Genomic DNA, 17,758 nt, shown 5'->3' with positions numbered 1-17,758 from the left:
CACGAAATGCATTGTGCCGAGAGGTCCGGTCAGTGGTTCCTCTCGCTCGCCGCGCCTTCTACCTCGATTTTTTTCTTGACAGACACCATCTTCTTTTGCAGAAAACACGATAGTCAGTGTCATGTTTGGAAATGAAGACGTGCTCGTCTGCAGTTGCAACTATATAACCGACAAGGAAATCCGGGAGGTCATCAACGACCTTCTCGATGAAGACTGTTGGCAGCTTATCGTGCCTGCGAAGGTCTATCATGCGATGGAAAAGCGCGGTCGTTGCTGTGGCTGTTTCCCCAACGTCGTCAACCTCATCATCCAGACCACCGAGGAATATCATGCCCGTCGCCACTCGACGGATGACGAGATATTTGATTTCATGTCCCGCCTGAAACAATTCCATGAAGAAAACAGGAGAGCGGACATTGAAAGGCGACAAAAAGGTCATCGAGCGGCTTAACGAGGCACTTTTCCTCGAACTCGGCGCAGTCAACCAATATTGGGTTCACTACCGCCTGTTGGAAGACTGGGGCTATACCAAGCTTGCCAAGAAGGAGCGCGCCGAATCCATTGAAGAGATGCATCATGCTGACCGTCTGGTCGCGCGCATCATCTTCCTTGAGGGGCATCCAAACCTGCAGACGCTTGCTCCCTTGCGCATCGGCCAGAACGTCAGGGAAGTTCTGGAAGCCGATCTTGCCGGCGAGTATGATGCCCGCACAGCTTACAAGAAGTCGCGCGACATCTGTCATGACGCCGGTGACTATGTCTCCATGAAGCTCTTCGAGGAGCTCCTTGCCGATGAGGAAGGCCATATCGACTTCCTCGAGACGCAGCTCGACTTGCTCGAGAAGATCGGCGAAGCCAAGTATGGCCAGCTGAACGCCGACTCTGCCAACGAGGCCGAGTGACTGAACCTTCAAAGCCAACCGGCCGCAAAAATGCGGCCGGTTGGCTTTTCACGTCGAGGACGCGTGTTGCGGCAGGGTTAATTCGCGGGAACGGTGCTCTTCCCGTCGCCGGTGGCGAACAAGGGCATTACCTCATGGCGGTGCCCCACGCCGTTGAGAACCTCGGCCCCTTGTGCCTGCTTGGCCGAGGATCCAACCTTCCCACCGACCAATAACCTTGTCATCCGGGACGCCGTCATCACGATAGCCATCGACCACGTCGAGCATACCGAGCAGGCCGACCGTTGCGTCGAAACGGTCCTCGCCGGTCTTGTCTGACCCAAATCCGTCGGAAATCGCTTTGCGTATCGCCGTCCCGTCCACCTGCGGGCGTGCAGCCAGCCAACGGATGAGATGGTGGCCGATAGATTGGCGGCCTGATTGCTGTCGTTTGCTCCAGATGGGTCGGCGGGGGATACCGAGCTGGCCATAGACGTCGCCGGGATAGGTCTCGGCGACGATGGTGACGTCAGGGTTCGCGAGGGCGTCGATCCCACCGTCGAAAGGCCAGAGGGCGATCTCAGCAAGGTTGGGGACGATGATCTCGCGCCAACCGGCTATCGCGGCCTTACCCACCTGATTGCCGCCCAATGTCCAGAAGATCATGCAGGCATTTTGCCGGTCGCCAGTGGCACGCTCGCAATGCCGGAGAAGATCGTTTCCTGTCGAGACTCCCAGCGCGTCGAACAGATGCTGGCGGCGCGTGCCGCCCGGGCGCATGGGATAGAACGGCCGGTGCAGCGAGATCTGGCTGCGATGCTCGGCGACCATGAACCACTCTGCAAAGGAACCTGTGCCGAAGGTTTGCAAGGCCTCTCGGAAAGAAAAAAGCCCGATCGCCCTGCCATAGGCCTCTGGCAGTCCGATCGGAAAGTCGAAGCCCACAAGCGTCGCACCATCGACTTTGGCACGTTGCCGTAGCCGGGGCAGCAGTGTCGCCGTATCACTGACGGGCTCCGATGCCGATATTATCCAACGGCCACCGTCGCAAACAGCGACGCACTTCCAGCGTTTCTGTCGATCGATGCTCCAGTCGCAATGTGCGACGAGGGCCACGGACATCATCCCCTCCCGGATTCGATCGGCGCACTCGCTAGCCGGATCGGGTTTTCAGGCGCTGGTTCAATTCGCGCCCGGTCTCGATCTGGAACAAAGCCTTGCGGCGTCTGCTGATCGTATGGGTTCCACGACCCGGCGAGTAAGGCCGGGGCGACAAGATAGAGGATGGTGGCGATCACCACGACGCCAGTGAACCCGATATGCATGGCAAGAAGTACGGCGAGGATTGCGCTCAGCACCGATGCACAGCCATTGATCCCCCACGCCCAGGGAATAAACGCCTCCGAGCAGGCGCCAACGTGACCGAGGCCGAGGGGGAAGGGCATGCCCATGAAGATGGCGAGTGGCGCTATGAGGAGGAGTGCGATCGCGATCTTCACGGCATCCGGGTGTGCCAGCAGCCGTTCGAATACCAAAGGCAGCGCGAGCAGGTAGGTGGTAGCCAGGCAGGCGATCACCACGACGGCGAGTGCAATGCCGCGCACCGCTGATCCGCGTCCGACGACCGCCATCCAGCGTGCCGCTACGGCGCTACCGAGCCCCGCGAAAGCAAGGAATCCCGCAAGCACGACCGCGACAGCGTAAAGCGGATGGCCGAGGAACAGCACGAAGCGCTGAATGAAGGCGATCTCGATGAAGAGGAAGGCCAGGCCCAAGGAAAGGAAATAGAGCCCGAAGCGCAGCCGATGTACTCCTCTCCCGAGTGCCCGCCGGCGAAGCCAGAGCGGTAGCAGAATCAGGACGGCGCTGAGGATCGCCGCCTGGACGAGCGTCGTCGCCAGAATCAGGTAGCCCCAGTCGAGCATCGCTGCCCCACCTTGCGTGCGCAGCGTCAGGAGTTCGGGCAGGGCGCGCCAGCGGAAAAAGTCGAAGAAATAAGGCCGATCGTCAGTGGCTGGTGCAATATCGAACTTGTAGCGCTCGATGAAGTCGGCCCGCTCGGGGCCGAGGAGAGCGAGGGCTCCCTCGTAGAGATATTCCTGGTCGAGCTGGTTGTAGCGGTTCACGTCGGCCGACGAGATGCCCGGCGCCCAGGAAGTGTCAAAGAAATTCTCGGCCGCGAAGCCGCGGATGGCTGCGACGTCTTCGCCGGTGAACGCCGACTTGGCGACGAGGAGGGTTGCAGTGTTCCAGCTGCGGATCAGCGCAAGGTGCTGGCCTGCCTCGGCCACGCCATCAGCTTCAAGCGCTGCGGTAGCGGTGGCGAACAGCTTGAGGATGTCGCGTGGCGGCACCCGCAGCCATCGCGTGATGGCGATGATACCACCCGGTCTCAGGACTGCGAGGTAATCCCGCAGCGCCTCCAGTGTGTAGGTGTAGTTCTCATGCATGGTCTGTACGCCGGCCGCGGCCGCACTGAAAGAGTCAAGGAGCGGCATCTGGATCAGGTCGTAACGCTCGCCCGTAGCCGCGGCGAAGGCGCGCGCCTCGGCCAAATGCAGATGCACGTTCGGGCGGCTAAAGATGCCGCCGGCGAAATCCGCGAAGCGATTGCGAGCAAGGTCGATCATCTGCGGGTTAAGCTCTACGGCATCCACGATGTCGGCTCCGGCGCGCAGCGCGAGCAGCACCTGCTCGCCACCGCCGGCACCAAGGATCAGCATTCGCGGCCGCTTAAGGATGCGGTACGGGAGCGCCGCCGTTGTCCGGTCGAGATATGCGACTGTCGCCGGATCGCCGCCATAGGCGGTGATCGTCGTAATACTGTCGCCATCGGTGAAGACGGCGAGTTGCGCGGGCGGCTCTTGGGTGTTGGCGAGGCTGAGGCCCGGCGCGTACCGGAAAGGCACGGTCGGGCTCTCGACGATCGTCAGCAGTCCCAACGGGCTTGATCGCTCCGCGACCACTCGCGCGTTCGGCACTTCGAGCGCCATGCGCAGGCCCTTGTACTGCGACATGTGCGGGCCGGGGGCCGTCCAGGACGGTGGTAGCCACACCGCGATGAGCAAGGCTGCAAGCCCCAAACTGCCCACGGCGAGCCACCGATGACGAGCTATGTCCGTCGCGGCGAGGGCAGCCGCAGCGAATCCCAGCGCTGCGACGAAGTACAGCGCCGCAGGGGGAGGGACAAGGAACAACAGCCCGACGGTGCCCAGCGCACCGATCCCTGCGCCGACCAGGTCGAAGGCATAGACGCGTCCAATCTGGCCAGGGTGGCGGATGAAGGCAAGGCCGATACAGGTTGCACCGAAAAAGAACGGCAGAACCAGGAGAGCATAGCTGGCCGCGAGCCAACCGAGCTGCCCCGGATTCCAGATAATCTCGAGCGCGTTGAACGGAAGCCGTTCGGCACCGGCGACACTGGCAACCGCAGAAATGCCGAACAGGGCTGCCGACGCTGCGAACGCGGCGGGATAGCGCTCCACCAGGGGGCGGCGGGCGAACGCAAGGAATGTACCGCTCGCGCCGAAGCCCAGGAGCGCGATGCTTATGATCATATAGGCGAAATGATGCCACTGAATGATCGAGAAGAGCCGCATCAGTAGCACTTCGTGGGCAAGGGTCGCCGCCGATATGAGACCGACCGGCAGCAGGCGACCCACTCTCATCGGGCCTGACCTCCCCTCAGCGGCACAAAGCTCACCGGCAGCAGCTGCCGGGTCGTGATGCTTCCGTCCACTCGCTTCTCGACCAACATGAGAAACTGGGTCGCGAAGGGACCTCCGACGGGGACGACCATCCGGCCGCCCCGTGCGAGCTGTTCGACCAGCGGCGGAGGGATGTGGCTGGCAGCGGCAGTCACCACGATCCCGTCGAATGGCGCGTGCGCAGGCCAACCATAGTAACCGTCGCCTACCTTTACCTCGACATTGTCGAAGTGGAGCTCAGCGAGCCGGGCGGCTGCCCTTTCGCCCAGTTTCGGTATGATCTCAATCGAGTAAACCTTTGCCGCGAGTGGCGACAAGACGGCTGCCTGATAGCCCGAGCCAGTGCCGATCTCGAGGACAACGTCACCAGGGCCGACATTGATCAGGTCGGTCATCAGCGCGACGATGAAGGGCTGCGAGATCGTCTGACCGTATCCGATCGGCAGCGGTCGATCTCGATAGGCCGCCCCGCGCAGCTCCTCGGGCACGAAGAAGTGGCGCGGCACCTTCCCCATCGTCTTCAGCACCACCGGATCGATGCCCTGGCCCTCGACGGCTGACGGCGCTGAGCGGGCGTGCGAATTGATTGTTTCGATCATCGCCGTACGCTCGGCGAGGCGATCCTGAGCGGACGCAGATGTCGAAACCACAGCGGCAGCGCCCGCCAGAACCGCGGCCAATAACGTTTGGCACTGGGCTAGTGGACGCATGAACTCTCTCCCGTCCAAGGCAAAGAGTATAGTGGCTGCGGAGGCAATTTTGAACAGGGTTCTCAGCCGCTTTCCGGCTGGGACTTCGCAACAAAAGCGACGTGGCCAACGGAAAGTGGCTGCGCCTACTGTGGCGCCGACCCTCGATGAATTGCAGAACTTTCAGCCCCTTGAAATCAAAGATTTTCCATGTTGAACAGGATTGGAAAAGGCAGGAGGCTTGCCGGCGGCTATCCTGCTTTCCTTCAAATTTCCAAGCTTGAACAGGAAAGTCCAAAATCATCCATGTGTAAGCCCCGGCGTCTTCGGTTGTTCGGGGACCGGCATATTGGATCTGGATCGAGAGACTGCTGCCGCCGTCAGTCCGCCGCTCGCAGGTCGGCCAAGTGGCTGAATTCCGATACGACCCGATCGTAGACGGCGCGTTTGAAGGGCACGATCAGCCCAGGCAGCTCGTGCATGGATTTCCACTCCCAGGCATCAAACTCTGGCTCGTGGCCGCCGGGCGGCGGGTTGATGGCGATTTCGCTTTCATCGCCTTCGAAGCGAAAGGCGAACCAGCGTTGCGTCTGGCCGCGAAACTTTCCTTTGAGGCCGATGCCGATCAGTTGCGGCGGCAGATCATAGTTGATCCAATCTCTCGCCTCCGCGAGCAAGGTCACAGTTCTGATACCGGTTTCTTCGTAGAGTTCGCGGTATGCCGCTTCGAGCGGATCCTCGCCCTTGTCGATACCACCTTGCGGCATTTGCCACAGTTGTGGTGAGCCATCATATTCGGAATTGCCAACCGGGACACGCCGGCCTGCCCATACAAGCCCGTCACAGTTGAGGATCATCACGCCGACGCAGGGACGGTAAGGAAGGTCTTCGGCTTTGATTGTCGCCTGATTCACGGGGTGCTCCTCAAGGATTTTTAGGATCTGCAGCAAGAGCAGCAACACCGACGATCTCGATGCCGCGCATGCCTGCCTCTTCGCTCCATTTGGATATTGCCTCAATACTCTCGTCGAAAGCCGCCGCAACACCAATTGCCTGGCCGTTGCGCTTGGCAATGCGCTCAAGCTCGTCAAGCCTCTGCAGGATAGCGTTGACATCGACCTGACCATCGAGCTGCAGGTCCGCAAAAGCATAGGGAAGCTCTGTTCCCTTCGCCACAGCTTCCGTCTTTGATTGCGCAGACGAACCGTCGTCGAGAAACAGCAATCCGCGCTTGCCGATATCGCGCATCACCGGCTCCATGGCATCGGGATTGGAGAGGAAACGCCCTCCCAGATAGTTCATGATGCCCGTATAATTGGTGAGTTCGCCCATCGCGCGGTGCAGGTTCTCGATATTCCTTGCTGGCGACTTCGAGGTCAGCAGCGTCTCGGGGCCGGGATCGTTTGCCGGGTAATCGAAGGGCTCCAGTGGAACCTGCAGGAGGATCTCATGGCCACTGCGGCGCGCTTCCTGCATCCAACGCTGCAGGCTGTTGCCGCTCGCGGCGAAGGCGAAGGTGACTTCCTCCGGAAGTTCCTTGATGGCGCGCTGCGTACCCGTCTGACTGAGGCCGAGACCGCTGACCACGATCGCCACACGGGTGCCGCGTGCGCCCGACCATGGACGCGCATACTGATCCATCGGGCGACGGCCATCCGGCCCGATGACGGGTAGGCGGCCAAATTGGCTGTCTTCCAGAAGGCTCTCATTCGGCATCGCTGCCATGCGCGGATCCTGGCCGACCTGCATGGCGTCTACCAGCGCCGGGCCGTTATCATCGCGTGGCCGCGGGCTGTATTTGGTCACAACCGAGCCGTCCCCGGTCACCATCCGCTCGACATTCGCACCTGAATGCGGATCGGAGCGAGGCATGCCATTTGCGGCCTGGCTCTGCGTCGGGGGGGGCTGGACGGTATCTGTTGGTGGTGACGCCGCTGGATCTGCCACAGGCGACTGTGTCCGCTGAAGGCCATCGTCACTGAGCATCGTGTAGAGAGAAAAGCCGCCGATCGCGATCAGGCAGAGGCTGGCGGCAATCCGGCCGATCCGCAGGATATTCGGCCGCTTTCGGCCAGCCTTGCGGTTCTGGCCCAATGGTGCATGCAAATCCGTTCCCAATTTCCTCGCCCGCTCCAAAACCGGGAAACAGCAAAAAATCAGGCCGGATCAAAAATCCGGCCTGATGACCCATGAAAGTTACTTGGCGGAAACCGCCTTGTCCGGATTCGGGGGGAAGGCCGGGTCGGTCTTCTTGCCGCGAAGCAGGTCGAACGCATAATTCAACTGCACGTCGTCCTTCGGATCGGGGGGAACATAGGCAACGGAACCTGAGCCTTCATCGGTCTCGCTCTGACCCTTGATATGGCCGCGCAGGCTGGATTCGCCTTCGGTTGCCATCTTGTCCTTCAGATCGTCCGGCAGCGGCTCTTCGACCTTGATGTCCGGCGTAATGCCGGTGCCCTGAATCGAGCGGCCCGACGGCGTGTAGTAAAGCGCGGTCGTCAAGCGGAGTGCGCCGTTTTCGCCAAGCGGAATGATCGTCTGGACGGAGCCCTTGCCGAAGGACCTCGTGCCGAGAACAGTCGCGCGGCGTAGATCCTGCAGGGCACCGGCGACGATTTCCGAAGCGGAGGCCGAGCCGCCGTTGACGAGCACGATCACCGGCTTGCCATCCGTGAGATCGCCCGGGCCGGCATTGAAGCGGCGGGTCTCGTCCGGATTGCGGCCGCGGGTCGAGACCACTTCGCCGCGCTGCAGCAGAGCGTCAGAAACCTTGATTGCCTGATCGAGCAGACCGCCGGGATTGAGACGCAGATCGAGCACATAACCCTTGAGCTTGTCGGCCGGAACCGTCGCCTTGATCTTGGCGATCGCCTTTTCGAGGTCCGGATAGGTCTTTTCGGTGAAGGAGATGACCCGGAGATAGCCGACATCATCCTCGACGCGAGACTTGACGGCCTGTACGGCGACGATGTCGCGAACGATCGTCAACTCGATCGGCTTATCCGCACCCTTGCGGATGAGTGTGAGCTTGATCGGGGTGTTGACGGCGCCGCGCATCTTTTCGACAGCTTCTTCGAGCTTCAATCCGCGGACGGACTGGCCGTCGATCTCGGAAATATAATCGCCGGCAAGAACGCCTGCCTTGGACGCGGGCGTATCGTCGATCGGCGTGATGACCTTGACGAGTTCGTCTTCCATCGTGACTTCAATGCCGAGACCGCCGAATTCACCCTTCGTCTGGGTGCTCATATCCTCGGCATCCTTGGCATTCATATAGCTCGAATGCGGATCGAGGGACGAAAGCATGCCATTGATGGCATTTTCGATCAGTTTGTCTTCTGCCGGCGGTGTGACGTACTGGGCGCGGACGCGCTCGAAGACGTCCCCAAACACGGAGAGTTCCTTGTAGGTGGATGCCCCGGCCGCTTCGGCCGGCACTCCTGCCGCATAAATTACGCTCATGGCAGTCGCACCCATCAATGCGCCGACCAGAACAAGAGAAGCCCTACGAATCATTGCGTGCCTTTCCAGTGTCTTTGGCGGACCACCACGGTCGGGAATCGACCGGTTTTCCGTCTTTTCGAAATTCAATGTAAAGCGTTGGCCGGTTGGTTTCCAGCGCCAATGCTGTTGCGCTCGCGACTCTTTTTGCACCCATCACCGCAAGCGGCTCGCCTGCGAAAACGAATTTTCCTTGGCGCGTGCTGATTATGTCCATTCCGGAGAGGACCAAGTGATATCCGTCGCCTGCGTCGAGGATGATCATCTGGCCGTAGCTGCGGAAGGCGCCGGCGAAAACCACCAGTCCATCCGCCGGCGCAGTCACCACCGTATCCGGATTGGTGGCCAGCGTCGTTCCCATGGCCTCGTGTCCAGTGCCGTCGGCGTCGCCGAACTGGCGCAGAATATCGCCCGCCACGGGCAGCTCCAATTTCGCCTTCAATTCTCCGAACGGATATGCGGGCGCAATGCGGTTTTTATCGGGCACACCGCTATCGGCAAGTGCCCTGGCCTGTGCCCGCTGCTCGTCCGTGAGCAGCTTCCGGTTCTCTTCCTCGCGCCGGGCCGCTTCAGCAGCTTCGCGCACGGAGGCAATCTCGGATTCCATCGAAGCCACGAGGCCCTCGAGGGTTGTCGCTTTGCCTGCCAGTTCCTCAGAGCGCTTCTTTTCGGCTTCGAGATCGGCAGCGTTGCTGCGGCTTAGCTTATCGTTTTCGGCAAGAAGCAGGTCCATGCGCCGCTCCTCTTCGATACCATTCGTCATGGTGGCGGTAAGATTTGCCTTCTCCACCACGCTCGCAGCCTGCAAGGCCGCGAGGTTGGCGAGATCTGCGGCAAGCTTATCGGTCTCCTTGCGCATGCCGGGCACGACAGCACCCAGCAGGATGGCGCTACGCACCGAGGCGAGCGCATCGTCCGGTGTCACAAGGAGAGCGGGCGGCGGATTGCGGCCCATGCGCTGAAGGGCGGCGAGCACTTCGGCAAGCAGCCCGCGCCGCTCATGAAGCGAGCGGCGGATGGCGTCCTCCTTGATGCCAAGGTCGGCAAGCTTTTTTTCGCTTTCGAGGATCTGTTTTTCGAGCGTCTTGCGCCGCGCGGCGGAATCGATCAGCGCCTGGCGGATGTTGGTGCTGCTTTTGTCGAGATCGGCGATGCTTTTTTGCAGCGCTGCCACTCTATCTGACGAAAGATTGATCGTTTTTGATATGGCCTCGAGCTCGGTGCGGGTCTCGTCGCGCTTTTTTTTGAGCTCGGCGGCCGGGTCCGGCAACGTCTGATCGGCCTGTTGAGATGTTCCAGCCACAGGCGCTGCGACTGGTGCATCCTGGGCAAACGCGCCCGCTCCACCAAAATCGGACTGGGCGAAAATGACTGTCGCGCCGAGGCCAGCCGCGAATGCGGGCAGGATCAGTCGCGTTCGCTTGCGGGCAGTTCTCGTCATGCGTGTTCAGGGGTAACTTTCAAATCGCGCGGAGACTATGCCGATTTGCCGTCATTTGCCAGAAAGATTGGCGAACAAGGCCACACTTGGCAAAACACGGCTGCGTGACTGATCAGACGCGGTGATAGGGGTGACCGGAAAGGATAGTGACGGCACGGTAGAGCTGTTCGGCAATGAGCGTCCTTACCAACTGATGCGGCCAGGTCATCTTGCCGAGGCATAGGGTCATGTCGGCACGGTCGTAAAGCGCGGGGTCAAGGCCGTCGGCTCCGCCGATGGCAATCATCAGATCCCGTTTTCCCTGGTCGCGATAGTTGCCGAGGACCTTTGCAAAAGCTTCGCTGTCCAACGCCTTGCCGCGTTCGTCGAGGAGAATGAGAATACTGCCTTCAGCCATCGTCTTTTGAAGCATCGCTGCCTCTTCGCGCTTGCGCGTTTCTGCATTGGCGGCGCGACTCTCAGAAACCTCGGCAACGCGGGAGAATTCGAGACCGATCGCAGGACCGGCCTTGGCGAAACGGTCGAAATAGCGGGCCGCAAGATCCTTCTCGGGGCCGGACTTCAGCCGTCCCACCGCAAAAAGACCAACCCGCATCCATCCGCTCCTGTCATGCGCCGCGAAGGCACAATACCGGCTTTGGGCCGGGTTCTCATGTTTCCGGCCTGTTTACTGCCGCGCTCAGGCGCCGGACAAGCCGGCCCGCCGATCAGTGCCGCGTTTCTTCATCCATATCCGGCGCTGCCCACATCTTTTCGATGTTGTAGAACTCGCGGATTTCGGGGCGGAAGACGTGCACGATGATATCGCCGGTGTCGATCAGGACCCAATCACCGCCGTCCTTGCCCTCAACGCGGGCTGCGCCAAAGCCCTCGTCTTTCAAGTCGGTGAGCAGATGATCCGCGATCGCCAGGACATGGCGGTTCGATCGGCCGGAGACGACGACCATATAGTCCCCCAGCGCAGATTTCCCAGCAATGTCGATGGTGACGATATCTTCAGCCTTGGAGTCCTCAAGGCTCGTGAGGACAGCTTGCAGAGCGCGGGCGGCGGCATCGGCGCCACGTTCCAGGCTCTTCGGGACAACGGCGAGCGTTCTTCCCTTGGCGTGTACTGTTGTCAGTGCTTTTCCTTTCCTGCAATAACAGAACATGCGCATCACTGATTTGGGCGAACCAAATCATGGTTAAGATAGGCATCAAACCGTTAATCTTTCAAGACACGAGCCGGTTATCATTTCGCGAAGACTTAAATTCGCGTTCAAGATTTATGTCGTTACCGGCAGCAAGGCGGCTGTGTACAGCGCCAACGGCCAAGCGTAAAGTGGCTGCGATTTTCCGTAACTGCAGAACCGAATGGACACTACCGTCAGACATCAACTCGTTCCCATCCTACGCATCAGCTTTCCGCACGAGGATCGCCTAGGCCGCGGCAAGATGGAGCTCCTGGAGCACATCCGCGAAACCGGCTCGATCTCGGCAGCCGGCAGGGCGATGGACATGTCCTACCGGCGCGCCTGGTTGCTCGTCAGCGACATGAACCGCATGTTCAACGCGCCGGTAGTCGAATCCCAGCGCGGCGGCCAGAAGGGTGGCGGCGCTGCGCTGACGCCATTTGGCGAGGAGTTGCTGTCGCGGTTCCGGCATATGGAAGACGCCATGCGAACAGCCCTTGCGGGTGATCTTGCCTGGCTGGAAGGCAACCGCAGTCAGGCCGAGGCGGCAAGAAAATAGTCAAGGCTGCAGCGCGACTGTCTTGATGACAGCGAAGACAGGCTTGTTGGGCACAAGATCGAGCCTCTCAACGGACAATGCGGTGATACGCGACAGGATGATATCGCCGCCGCAATCGATCTGCACCTCGACCGTTCCGTCTTGCGCAGGCGATATCTGTCGGATGACGCCGTCGATAATATTCAACGCGCTTAAACCCTCCGGCCTGACGGTCGCCAGCATGACATCGCGGGAAGGAATGTGGACGCGAACGCGCTTGCCCGGCGACACCGTGGCACCCGGCACATAAAGGCGGGACGTCTTCAATGCGAGCGTCGCAAGGCGATGGTTTTCATCGAAGCTTTCGACAGCACCTTCCAGAAGGGCACCTGCTTCGCGCCGGTCTTCGGCCGCCGAAGGACGGCTCAGCACATCGGTCGCGCTGCCCGCCGCCTCAACCTTGCCGTCGCGCATCACAACGACCTGATTGGCGAGGCGCGCCACTTCTAAAATCGAATGGCTGACATAGACGATCGGAATCTGCGTCTCGTCACGCAGCCGTTCGAGATAGGGCAGGATCTCGGCTTTGCGGGCTTCGTCAAGCGCTGCGAGCGGTTCGTCCATCAGCAAAAGACGCGGAGAGGAAAGCAGCGCGCGGCCGATCGCCACCCGTTGCTTTTCTCCGCCTGAGAGGTTGGAAGGGCTCCGATCGAGCAGACTTTCGATACCGAGCAGGTCGACGATGTGGTCAAAGTTTCCGGTTGGCGAAACCTTCGGCGCGAACCAGCTTCCATAGGAGAGGTTCTTTCGAACGCTCAAGTGCGGGAAGAGCCTGCCATCCTGGAAGACATAGCCGAAACGGCGGCGATGGCGGGGGACGAAGATGCCTTTGCCCGTATCGGTGAGTGGCGTACCGTCGAGGAGAACCCGGCCTTCATCCGGCCGGACGAGGCCGGCAATGATGCGGATCATCGATGTCTTGCCCGAACCGGACCGGCCGAAGAGGGCCGTCACGCCGACTTCGGAGGTAAAGGCTGCATCAAGGGCGAAGGCGCCGAAGCGGTGTCTGGTTTCGATGGTGAGCGTCATTCCGGGTCTATCCTCCGGCCCGCGAGATGCGCCATGAATTCAGACGCCAGCAGCGCTGCCATGGAGATGACGATAGCAACCAGGGTAAGGCGCATAGCGCCGGCATCGCCACCTGGAACCTGGGTGAATGTGTAGATGGCGGAAGACAGCGTCTGCGTCTCACCCGGGATGTTCGATACGAAAGTGATGGTTGCGCCAAATTCGCCCATGGCCTTGGCAAAGGACAGGATCATCCCGACGATGATTCCTGGCGTCGTCAGCGGCAGCGTGACGGTGAGGAAAACCCATAGCGGGCTCGCGCCGAGGGTGCCTGCGGCTTCCTCGATCCTGCGGTCGATTGCCTCGATCGAAAGCCGTATGCTTCGGACCATCAGCGGGAACCCCATGACCGCACAGGCGAGAGCTGCGCCTGTCCAACGGAAGGAAAAGACGATCCCGAAATATTGATCCAGCAAGCTGCCGATCGGTCCCCTGCGGCCGAAGAGGATCAGAAGAATGAAGCCGGTGACGACCGGCGGAAGGATCAGCGGCAGATGAACGATGCCATTGACAACAGCCTTGCCATAGAAGCGGCCGCGGGCAAGAAGCAGCGCAACCGCAATGCCGAACGGCAGGCTCGCGAACATGGCGACAACGGAAACCCGCAGGCTGAGCAAGATCGCCGTCCACTCATCATTGCTCAGGCCAAAATCCAAGTCGGGTATCTCCGATAGATCGGTTCGAAGCTGCAGGATAAAATCCCTATTCACTTCAGGATCGTAAAGCCCTGCGCAGTAAAGAAGCGGGCGGCGTTCTCCGACTTTAGAAACTTTAGATAGGCAACGGCGTCCGGGTTCTTGCTGGCGGCAAGCAGGGCGATAGGGTAAATGATCGGCGGATGCGAATCGGCTGGAAACGTGCCGACGATTGCGACGCCTTCATCTGCCGCCGCATCTGTCTGATAGACAATGCCATAAGGCGCTTCGCCGCGGGAGACGAGCGCAAGAGCAGCACGCACGCTTTGCGCACCGGCAATCTTCGGCTCCACCGATGTCCAGACGCCGAGCTTTTCGAGCGCGGCTTTGCCGTACTTGCCGGCGGGGACGGATGTCACTTCTCCCATGGCGAGCCTGCCATCACCAAGAAGACCGGAAAGATCAAAACCCGGCTTGATATCGACCTGCTTTGCCTTATCGCTGGCAGTCACCAGCACGATGCGGTTGCCAAGCAAGTCTGCGCGGGTGTCTTCCCTGATCAGGCCCTTCTTGGCGATGTACTCCATCCAGTCGAGATCGGCGGGGATGAATATATCGGCTGGTGCGCCATTTTCGATCTGCTTGGCGAGTGCGGAGCTCGCTGCATAGGAAACGACGGCTTCCTTGCCGCTTTCCTTCGCCCAGGCTGCATTTGCGGCATCAAGGGCATTCTTGAGACTCGCCGCTGCAAAGACGGCAATTCTATCTGTGGCGCCTGCGGGCTGGGGCAGCAGCCCTGCAGCGCCAATCCAGGCCGTGGAAAACATCCCGACTACGCGTTTCATCCATTGCCGGCGATTATGCATATCTTCAATTCTCCCTCGAAATATTCATAGGAATATATCGATATCGATAGAATTGGCTAGGGATATGTTTTGAAGAATATAGCGTCTTCCAGATTGGTTGACATCGGCCAGACGGACGACGGCTTGCCGCAGTACAGGCGGTTCCCTGAGAATGGTCGAGGGTTGCGCGTGCGGTCGATGAGAGCCTGATCATCAAGCGTGATTGTACTCAACTGAAGGCAGGTGAAATCAAGGAGAGGGTCGGTGAAATTCGCTTCTTCGGCATCGACGGAGACATATGCTGCCGCACGTTGTAGCCGACAGCCGGCTCGCAATGGATTCACTGGCCGAGCACAGGGTGATCGCATTCGATGATCCCTTCAACCCGGGCTGGACTGAAGTCACGGTCGGGTTTGCAGATTTCCTGCGAGGGCGAGGCGTGATTTTAGCTGACGCTCGGCCGGTGCGAACGCGCCTCGCACGAGGACCCAAGCGGTTGTCGACCTCTCGGAGCGTCTCGCGACCCAACGAGCGTGGCGAGACAGAAAGTGCCCCAGTTGACTCTCAACCACAGCGGCTCAACACTGATCGGTTGCCACTTTTCAGCACAAGTTGGTCAGGGAGGAAGCAATGGAAGCCATCAATCGTAGATCCACAATCGCACTCGGCCTTACAGCGGCCGCAACGCCTCTGATCGCCTGGGCGACACCTGCTGTCGCCCAGACTTCCGGCAGTGACGAGGGCAAGGAGCTCGCGCCGGGTGTCAGAGAGATAACGCATGGTGAGCGGGCTTCGGTCATCCCAGCTTATGCGATGGTCAAGCTGCGCGATATCGTTATCCAACCCGGAGCGAAGACGCCGGACAATATGATGGCGAACGACATGCTCTGCCACATGACTGAGGGAGAACTTTCGGTCGTTCAGAACGAAAAGAAGTTCACGGTCAAGAAGGGCGACGTTTGGACCTGCGCTAAAGGGGATACGACCGAAGGTACCCAGAACACGAGCAGTGCGGTCGCGATCATGCGGATCATCGATTTGATGACCTCATAAGGAGGCGACGCACCGAAGTGGGCAACGGCGGCTCTAAAAAGGGAAGCCCCGAGGCGTCGTTGCCGTTATCTCTGCCCTTCAAAGCAGCGGAGGACGCATGTCTGTCCCGTTTGGTTTTTAGATGGCGACTCCGGCCCCGCGGAGTCCGTCCACCAGCCGATCGAGCAGATCGGGGTCCCGGTAGGGTAAAGTCCTCTTGAGGTGGTCGACAGAGCGGGTGAGGACAGAAGCGAGAAAGCTCGATCAGGATGCCCTGCGGCGGGCCGCTGAAGACTATGGCGGCGTGCGCGCGAAGAAGTTCTTCAAAGACGCCCTTGCCGACTTGAAAGTTGCTAATGGCTGATTACCTGCACCGGCACCCAGAATTTGCAGACCTGCTCCGCATCGTCGGCGAGGAGATGGGCATTCTGCCTGCTCTCGTCGAGAAGGACTAAGACAGAGGCTGCCGCGTAGTCATCACCCTTTTTCTCACGTTGCTTCCGCTTTTCGACCGCAAGCTGAACGAGGGCCAGAGGATCGCCACCTCCCGGCCGAAGGAGCGGTGGAGCCGGCATTCGTACAAAAAGAGGCAGCAAACATTGGCAAAGCCGTCCGTCGCCGTGTGTCACACCCTCATTGGACAAGCCGGACGGCGCCGAGATTATTGATCTCGTTGTTCGCCAGTTCCGACTTGCAATCGAGCTTGAAAGTGCTGTTGCCGGTCATGGTAATTTTCTGGGCGATGATTCGGACGCAGTCGCCAGACGTCGTACCATTGCCGGAATACTCGACTTCTTCGGCTGCTGGCATGTAGATGATGCCGCTGATGTTCGAGTTGCTGTTGCCATTGATCACTGCGGAGGCAGTGTTATCGCGGTCGGCGACGATAACGAAACCCGCCCATGGCCCCGATGTCGGGGCAGTGACGTTAACGGTCGAACCGCCATGAATGTCGATTTCAGCGCCGTTGAGCAGGAAGAATGTGACCCCTTCGCCAGTGATGACCGACTGGCTCCCGAAACTCAGCTTGCCCCCGTCGATGATATAGTCACCCGGTTGCAGCTTCACAGCGCCCTTGATTTGGAGACCCTTGTACGTCCCGGGCTCCAGTTCGCCGGAGCCTTTGTTCTTGGCCAACGTCCCTGCTTTCGGCATCGTTTTGAGTCTGAACGGGTCAAGGGCCGCTGCCGTTCCCTCGTACGGCTTGTCGCATTCGAGATCGATTTTGTACGGCGAGGCGGAGACCTTGCCTGGCGTATAAAGACATTCCGTCTTCAGGCTGCCCGATCCGCCGACATAGATGGCTTCGTTGCTGCGCGAGTTCGCGGTGATCGCACACTTCGACGTGTCGACCTTCGAACTGCCGGTAACCTCGAAGGCGCGATCTGCCGTCGGGCTGAGCGCGAGAATGCAGGCTTCGTTGCCCGCTTGGTAAGCGGTGCTACTGCGGCGGGAGATAGGGAAAGATAATCGAGTCAGGAATACCGGGTGGTAGTTGACTGCATAGTCAGCCGTCGCCATTACCTGCTGTCCCGCCAGGGAATAGGCGATATGCAAAGATGGAGGTTCCGCTGCCGGGGATGCATCCTTGCCCTGAGAGACGGCACCCGCCCCTTGATAATTGCCGAAGAACATTTCGTTCGCCAATTGAGTGGCTTCCGCCTCGCTGTAGCCCTCGCCGTAAAGGCGCACCGCCGCAAGCGTGGCGCTGTCCAGCGCCTCCTGCAACTTGTCGGCCTCGAAACTGGCATTAACGAAGTCGATCGCGACGGAAGCCGCCCCCAGTAAGGGAACGATTGCAACCGCAGTCAGGATTGCAAAGTTGCCCACCTCGTCGCGAATAAATCGATCGACATGCCGTTTGAGAACTTCACGCATTGGTATGCCCCAGATCCGAGTAGCCAAGCCGACACATTAGATGTTAGCGATATACGATTGATTGCCTCTTTCATTCGAATTGTACGTATCCCAAAGAATACAAATCCTACCCGTATGCCGAAACGCTCCCGTTTTTGCGCATCCGGGAACAGTTGGACTTATCCAGCGCAAGTGCTCATGCGCAGGTCATCAATTTGTTCGGCAAGTAGCAGTCACGCGGAAAACGCCGGGCACGTGCTCCGAGCTACGAGAGCCAAGGTGGCCGACGTCGATCAGTTACCAAGGCGGAGACGGTTGGCAGGCGGCTC

General features: G+C 59.9%; 16 protein-coding genes and 1 pseudogene. 4 read left to right on the top strand and 13 right to left on the bottom strand.

The window, feature by feature from the left end; all coding sequences use genetic code 11:
- The first annotated feature begins 75 nt into the window (after positions 1-75).
- Together QA644_RS18990 and bfr are read left to right on the top strand one after the other, a co-directional pair.
- Positions 76-451: pseudogene (locus tag QA644_RS18990) on the top strand ((2Fe-2S)-binding protein).
- A complete protein-coding gene (gene bfr, locus QA644_RS18985) occupies positions 417-902 on the top strand; it encodes a bacterioferritin (RefSeq protein WP_074070070.1) in 486 nt (161 codons plus the stop codon). The pseudogene QA644_RS18990 and the gene bfr overlap by 35 nt, the downstream one beginning before the upstream one ends.
- Before the next feature lie 132 nt (positions 903-1,034).
- Here bfr and QA644_RS18980 read toward each other — a convergent pair whose 3' ends face one another.
- The 9 genes from QA644_RS18980 to rsfS form a co-directional block, all read right to left on the bottom strand.
- Complete coding sequence (locus QA644_RS18980) at positions 1,035-1,712, bottom strand: hypothetical protein (protein WP_283070035.1); 678 nt, start codon at positions 1,710-1,712, stop codon at positions 1,035-1,037.
- 290 nt (positions 1,713-2,002) lie between these two features.
- On the bottom strand, positions 2,003-4,480 hold the full coding sequence (locus QA644_RS18975; protein WP_283070034.1) for an SAM-dependent methyltransferase: 2,478 nt from the start codon (positions 4,478-4,480) through the stop codon (positions 2,003-2,005).
- Between the two features lie 65 nt (positions 4,481-4,545).
- A complete protein-coding gene (locus tag QA644_RS18970; RefSeq protein WP_074070068.1) occupies positions 4,546-5,298 on the bottom strand; it encodes a protein-L-isoaspartate(D-aspartate) O-methyltransferase in 753 nt (250 codons plus the stop codon).
- Positions 5,299-5,657: 359 nt separating this feature from the next.
- The gene (locus tag QA644_RS18965) at positions 5,658-6,191 is read right to left on the bottom strand and encodes an RNA pyrophosphohydrolase (RefSeq protein WP_283070032.1); all 534 of its coding nucleotides are present in this window, start codon (positions 6,189-6,191) and stop codon (positions 5,658-5,660) included.
- Between the two features lie 10 nt (positions 6,192-6,201).
- The gene (locus tag QA644_RS18960) at positions 6,202-7,395 is read right to left on the bottom strand and encodes a divergent polysaccharide deacetylase family protein (protein ID WP_283070030.1); all 1,194 of its coding nucleotides are present in this window, start codon (positions 7,393-7,395) and stop codon (positions 6,202-6,204) included.
- A 78-nt stretch (positions 7,396-7,473) separates the two neighbouring features.
- Positions 7,474-8,796 carry a S41 family peptidase gene (locus tag QA644_RS18955; protein WP_074070065.1) on the bottom strand — a complete coding sequence of 441 codons (1,323 nt, stop codon included), beginning with the start codon at positions 8,794-8,796 and terminating at the stop codon, positions 7,474-7,476.
- Positions 8,786-10,192 (bottom strand): murein hydrolase activator EnvC, encoded by a 1,407-nt coding sequence (locus QA644_RS18950; RefSeq protein ID WP_074070474.1) that lies wholly within the window; start codon positions 10,190-10,192, stop codon positions 8,786-8,788. The genes QA644_RS18955 and QA644_RS18950 overlap by 11 nt, the downstream gene beginning before the upstream one ends.
- Positions 10,193-10,334: 142 nt before the next feature.
- The gene (gene rlmH / locus QA644_RS18945; protein WP_239596371.1) at positions 10,335-10,817 is read right to left on the bottom strand and encodes a 23S rRNA (pseudouridine(1915)-N(3))-methyltransferase RlmH; all 483 of its coding nucleotides are present in this window, start codon (positions 10,815-10,817) and stop codon (positions 10,335-10,337) included.
- A gap of 112 nt (positions 10,818-10,929) precedes the next feature.
- Positions 10,930-11,373 carry a ribosome silencing factor gene (gene rsfS, locus QA644_RS18940; RefSeq protein ID WP_028740009.1) on the bottom strand — a complete coding sequence of 148 codons (444 nt, stop codon included), beginning with the start codon at positions 11,371-11,373 and terminating at the stop codon, positions 10,930-10,932.
- Positions 11,374-11,575: 202 nt separating this feature from the next.
- Between rsfS and QA644_RS18935 the strand changes: the two genes are divergently transcribed.
- Positions 11,576-11,953, top strand: coding sequence for a winged helix-turn-helix domain-containing protein (locus QA644_RS18935; protein ID WP_239596374.1), 378 nt, complete (start codon positions 11,576-11,578; stop codon positions 11,951-11,953).
- Here the strand turns inward: QA644_RS18935 and modC are convergent, their stop codons facing one another.
- Genes modC through modA form a run of 3 tightly spaced genes read right to left on the bottom strand, consistent with a single transcriptional unit; the run spans position 11,954 to position 14,561 of the window.
- A complete protein-coding gene (gene modC, locus QA644_RS18930) occupies positions 11,954-13,021 on the bottom strand; it encodes a molybdenum ABC transporter ATP-binding protein (protein WP_239596375.1) in 1,068 nt (355 codons plus the stop codon).
- The gene (gene modB / locus QA644_RS18925) at positions 13,018-13,716 is read right to left on the bottom strand and encodes a molybdate ABC transporter permease subunit (RefSeq protein WP_239596377.1); all 699 of its coding nucleotides are present in this window, start codon (positions 13,714-13,716) and stop codon (positions 13,018-13,020) included. The genes modC and modB overlap by 4 nt, the downstream gene beginning before the upstream one ends.
- A 50-nt stretch (positions 13,717-13,766) precedes the next feature.
- Positions 13,767-14,561 (bottom strand): molybdate ABC transporter substrate-binding protein, encoded by a 795-nt coding sequence (gene modA, locus QA644_RS18920; protein WP_239596379.1) that lies wholly within the window; start codon positions 14,559-14,561, stop codon positions 13,767-13,769.
- Between the two features lie 609 nt (positions 14,562-15,170).
- Here modA and QA644_RS18915 point away from each other — a divergent pair.
- Positions 15,171-15,593: a cupin domain-containing protein gene (locus tag QA644_RS18915; RefSeq protein WP_283070025.1), complete on the top strand. Its 423-nt coding sequence runs from the start codon at positions 15,171-15,173 to the stop codon at positions 15,591-15,593.
- Positions 15,594-16,205: 612 nt separating this feature from the next.
- Here the strand turns inward: QA644_RS18915 and QA644_RS18910 are convergent.
- Entirely contained in the window at positions 16,206-17,450 is a 1,245-nt protein-coding gene (locus tag QA644_RS18910; protein WP_239596381.1) for a pilus assembly protein TadG-related protein, read from the bottom strand.
- Positions 17,451-17,758: the final 308 nt, after the last annotated feature.

It is taken from the genome of Rhizobium sp. CC1099 (assembly GCF_029714385.1).
Classification (GTDB): Bacteria; Pseudomonadota; Alphaproteobacteria; order Rhizobiales; family Rhizobiaceae; genus Rhizobium.
This window is presented reverse-complemented; position numbering and strand designations above follow the sequence as displayed.

Coding starts and splice junctions, on each gene's coding strand:
- QA644_RS18915 (WP_283070025.1), top strand. CDS start 15,171: ATGGAAGCCATCAATCGTAGATCCACAATCGCACTCGGCCTTACAGCG.
- modA (WP_239596379.1), bottom strand. CDS start 14,561: ATGCATAATCGCCGGCAATGGATGAAACGCGTAGTCGGGATGTTTTCC.
- rsfS (WP_028740009.1), bottom strand. CDS start 11,373: ATGTTCTGTTATTGCAGGAAAGGAAAAGCACTGACAACAGTACACGCC.
- QA644_RS18980 (WP_283070035.1), bottom strand. CDS start 1,712: ATGGTCGCCGAGCATCGCAGCCAGATCTCGCTGCACCGGCCGTTCTAT.
- QA644_RS18910 (WP_239596381.1), bottom strand. CDS start 17,450: ATGCGTGAAGTTCTCAAACGGCATGTCGATCGATTTATTCGCGACGAG.
- QA644_RS18970 (WP_074070068.1), bottom strand. CDS start 5,298: ATGCGTCCACTAGCCCAGTGCCAAACGTTATTGGCCGCGGTTCTGGCG.
- modC (WP_239596375.1), bottom strand. CDS start 13,021: ATGACGCTCACCATCGAAACCAGACACCGCTTCGGCGCCTTCGCCCTT.
- QA644_RS18975 (WP_283070034.1), bottom strand. CDS start 4,480: ATGCGGCTCTTCTCGATCATTCAGTGGCATCATTTCGCCTATATGATC.
- rlmH (WP_239596371.1), bottom strand. CDS start 10,817: ATGCGGGTTGGTCTTTTTGCGGTGGGACGGCTGAAGTCCGGCCCCGAG.
- QA644_RS18935 (WP_239596374.1), top strand. CDS start 11,576: ATGGACACTACCGTCAGACATCAACTCGTTCCCATCCTACGCATCAGC.
- QA644_RS18955 (WP_074070065.1), bottom strand. CDS start 8,796: ATGATTCGTAGGGCTTCTCTTGTTCTGGTCGGCGCATTGATGGGTGCG.